Here is a 3534-nt window from a genome sequence, read left to right on the forward strand (position 1 = left end):
AAAACTACGAAAAACCGAGATAATCGGTGAAAATTAAAGATATTATAGGGAGGTGATATTATGGGTATACAAGCAAATTGGGTTAAAATATCCACAAATATATTTTCGAATCGGAAAATTATTCAATTATCAACCAAACCTTACGCTGATGCTATTATCATTATTTGGTTTAGACTTATCATTTTAGGCGGATTAATAAATGATAATGGCAAGTTGTATATTACTCCAAGCATCCCTTATACGAGTCAAAGCCTAGCAACAGAATTCGGCATCGCGGAAGAAATTGTCAATGAAGTCATCAAGCGTCTCCTTGAGTACAACATGCTTGATTACGTCGATAATAACCTGCACATCAAAAACTGGAATAAATATCAAAGTACCGATACGCTCAACAAAATCGTGCCCTTAAGCGGTGCAGAGAGAACTAAAGCTTGGCGCGCACGCAAAAAAGATAAAAATATAGACAAAAAAACATATGGCGAGTTTGGCAATGTCTTTTTATCTGAAAGTGAACATAAACAACTCCTCGAAAAAATCAATGACAGCAATATTGTTGATACTATGATTACGTCGTTAGATACTTATATACAATCAACGGGCAAAAAATACGTTGATCATTATGCTACTATACTAAGATGGTATAAACACAACAAAGATAAGCCTGCTGACAACTCTGTTAATGCTGATAATAATGATAAATTATCAAAACTGCTAGGAGGTTAACTACTTGGATATTAAAACTATTATCCCTGATGCGTTAGCTCTTAATCAAGAGCAGATTATCAATACTTATGATTATTATGTTGATGGTGTACTGTACTGCGGTAAATGCAATACGCCAAAAGAAGAGCACCACGTGTTCCAAGGGCACAAATTTTGCGCTCCCCGCAAATGCAGATGTGAATTGGAGAAATCAAAGTGCGAAAGAGACGCTAAGGACAAAGCCGATAATATTATAAAGCTTCAACAACAAGCTAGGGATTATCGTTTTATCGGTTTTTTACCTTCAACATACAATCACGTCTGTTTGGACGATGACGATAACAAAAGCCCCACTATTTCAAAAAGAATCAATGATTATGTTGATAATTTCGATGAGTACCGTAGAAAAGGCAAAGGATTATTACTGTGGGGGCCTAACGGCAGTGGCAAATCATTTGCCGCCAAAGGCATTGTGAATAAATTGGTTGAAAGAAACTATCCCTGTTTGGTAACTAATACGGAAAAATTTTCGCTGGCCTTCTCGCATGCCAAAAAAAGTGAAATTATTGACGCTTTAATGTTTTACGAATTAGTACTGATTGATGATATATACCTTGAGACTATACCAGACTGGTTCTTGGAAGTATTGTTTTTGCTAATAGATACACGCTACAATTGCCAAAAGCCTATGTTAGTTACTACAAACACAAATATAAAAAACATTCTTAATTCGACCCAAACTAAACATTACCGTATTTGGAGCAGATTGATTGAGTCATGTTATCCTATTAAGTTCGATAAAATAGACAGACGCAAAGATATACTCTTAAATGATTATACAGACTACGACAAATCTATTAGTGAGTAGCTTTTATATCCTCAACAACAGACTTCATGTGTTGGGGATAATCTCTTTAATAAGTACTAAAAATTTCATCACTCTACTTCTTTGCTAGAAAATTAAAAAATCCGGGGACACGCACCTCTACGCGCCCCCGGATTTTTTAATAAAAATTTTATTATCTTTCTTTTATCTATTTTTATTAACTCTTGGCTAACTTTACTTTTATTAAAATAAAAAAAGGATAAGAAGATTAATTATATAAAAAGAAAGTGGTGTTAATTATGGACGACAAATTCGACAAACTTGCTGATTACATCCTGTCCCTCCTGCTTACTAGCAGCGACAGCGATACCCTCGATAATAAGGAGAAGGCAGCCTAATGCCGCGCGCCGTTATTTACGCACGCTTCTCCAGCGATATGCAGCGTGAAGAATCCATCGACGCACAGGTACGCGCCTGCTGCAGCTATTGTCAGAGCAAAGGCTATCTCGTCGTTGGCCAATATGTCGATGAGGCCAAAAGCGGCCGCGAGCTGACCAAGCGCGACGCTTATAATCAGATGCTGGCCGATGCGCTAGAGGATAAGTTTGATATCATCATTTTCCATAAAATTGACCGCAACAGCCGCAACGAGCTGAATTACTATACGACCAAGGATAAACTGGAAAAGCTGGGTATACGCTATGAATACGCAGTGCAGCACATAGACGCGTCGCCCGAAGGCCAGATGATGGAGGGAATGCTTGTGTCTATGGCAGCCTACTATTCAAGGAACCTGGCAAAAGAAACTAAGAAGGGTTTGAACGAAAATGCCTATAAAGCCCAATTTAACGGTGGCACGCCTCCTTTAGGTTATAAAATTGTTGATAAGTATTACGTTATTGATGACCAAGAAGCTGAGGCTATCCGCCTGATTTTTAACTTGTATGTTGCTGGGCATGGCTACAAAGATATCTGCATTATACTAGCCAAAAAGGGGTTCACAACGCGCAACGGCCAACCTTTTGGCAAAAACAGCCTTTACGATATCATCGGAAACGAACGCTATTGCGGTACTTATACCTTTAACAAATCGCCTCGCAAAAAGGGCGGTCGCAACATGCACGCAAAAACCCGTCCCGATGATTTTATACGCCTTGAGGATGCCATTCCTGCTATAGTCAGTAAAGATGTTTTTCAGCAAGCTCAAGCTCGCCGCAAAATCAATAAAGCAAGACCTACGTTCAAATCCAAGGTTAACTATCTTTTGAGCGGCAAAATAATTTGTGGTCATTGTGGTCAAGCTATGGGAGGTCATAGCGTTACTCCACACAAAAAAATGTACTCGTATTATGGTTGCCTCACAAAAGAGAGGGTTCCCCTTCAAAGCTGTCCGCAAAAAACTATTAGGAAAGACGATGTAGAGGAAGCAGTGCTGACCAAAATAAAAAACGAAATCCTTACTCCTCAAGCCTTTTCAAGCATCGCCGATAAAATGCGTAAAAAGTACGCAGCTCAAAAAGGATCTATCGACAAAGATATAGCTCGCAAGCAATCTCAGCTTACGCAAGCTGAATCAAAACGTGCAAATTTGTATAAATTAGTCGAAGACGGTATGCATGATGATTTTACTATAACCAAAATACGCGCTGCCAAAGAAGCGATTGAAACATTGCAAACAGAAATCAAAACTCTCAAAAAGGTAAAGCAAAATAAAATTTTAAATGACCGGGAAATCGAAAGAGCATTCCAGCTTTTTCGTCAAAAACTGAATGATATGTCTGATGTAGATGCCAAAAAATTACTTATCGATTTATTTTTAGACAAAGTAATCGTCACTGATCAACACCTTGATATCAAGCTTTCGAGTGATGCTATTACTAATATGCTTCAAAAATAATCTATTATGCCATAAAGCAGGAGCTGCTATACAATCGTACAGCAGCTCCTGCTTTTTAAAATCGAGTAGGAGACTGCTCATTATTTGAGCAGTCGACCTCTCACACCAC

At 38.3% G+C, this 3534-nt stretch carries 3 protein-coding genes; all 3 read left to right on the top strand.

Going from position 1 to position 3534, the window contains the following annotated elements; genetic code table 11:
• Positions 1 to 60 precede the first annotated feature (60 nt).
• Complete coding sequence (locus tag Q0612_RS09370) at positions 61 to 723, top strand: phage replisome organizer N-terminal domain-containing protein (RefSeq protein ID WP_298883887.1); 663 nt, start codon at positions 61 to 63, stop codon at positions 721 to 723.
• Between the two features lie 4 nt (positions 724 to 727).
• Positions 728 to 1570 (top strand): hypothetical protein, encoded by an 843-nt coding sequence (locus tag Q0612_RS09375; protein WP_298883890.1) that lies wholly within the window; start codon positions 728 to 730, stop codon positions 1568 to 1570.
• A gap of 355 nt (positions 1571 to 1925) precedes the next feature.
• Complete coding sequence (locus Q0612_RS09380; protein ID WP_298883893.1) at positions 1926 to 3425, top strand: recombinase family protein; 1500 nt, start codon at positions 1926 to 1928, stop codon at positions 3423 to 3425.
• The last annotated feature ends 109 nt before the right edge of the window (positions 3426 to 3534 follow it).

Origin of the sequence: uncultured Phascolarctobacterium sp. (assembly GCF_937920985.1) — a bacterium.
GTDB lineage: Bacteria > Bacillota > Negativicutes > Acidaminococcales > Acidaminococcaceae > Phascolarctobacterium_A.

Coding starts and splice junctions, on each gene's coding strand:
- Q0612_RS09370 (WP_298883887.1), top strand. CDS start 61: ATGGGTATACAAGCAAATTGGGTTAAAATATCCACAAATATATTTTCG.
- Q0612_RS09380 (WP_298883893.1), top strand. CDS start 1,926: ATGCCGCGCGCCGTTATTTACGCACGCTTCTCCAGCGATATGCAGCGT.